The sequence below is a fragment of the Gluconobacter thailandicus F149-1 = NBRC 100600 genome (assembly GCF_000964465.1).
Lineage (GTDB): Bacteria > Pseudomonadota > Alphaproteobacteria > Acetobacterales > Acetobacteraceae > Gluconobacter > Gluconobacter thailandicus.
In genome coordinates, this window is the sequence record NZ_BANH01000126.1 from 1 (window position 1) to 358 (window position 358).

Consider the following 358-nt stretch of genomic DNA (forward strand, 5'->3'; position numbering starts at 1 on the left):
TTGTCCGGTTCATCCGCTCAACCTGACCGTTCGTCCAGGGATGATTGGGTTTCGTCAGGCGGTGTTCAATCCCGTGGGCTTCGCAGATCATGTCGAAGCGCATTGGACGCGACCACGCCGTATTGCGATTGCGGGGCTGTTCAGCGAACTGGATGCCGTTATCGGTCAGAATGGTATGAATCCGGTAAGGGATCATGCTCAGGAGATATTCGAGGAATTCCCAGGCCGTCTTCCGATCGGCTTTTTCAACCAGTTGTGTGACTGCGAATTTGCTGGTCCGGTCGATAGCAACGAAGAGGTGCAGCTTGCCTTCTGCGGTCTGGACCTCCGCGATATCGAGATGAAAGAACCCGATCGG

1 protein-coding gene is annotated in these 358 nt (G+C 55.0%); it reads right to left on the minus strand.

Annotated features, from left to right (window positions below; all coding sequences use genetic code 11):
• On the minus strand, nucleotides 1-358 hold a 358-nt coding region (locus B7444_RS16030), incomplete at both ends, for a DDE-type integrase/transposase/recombinase (protein ID WP_048855241.1).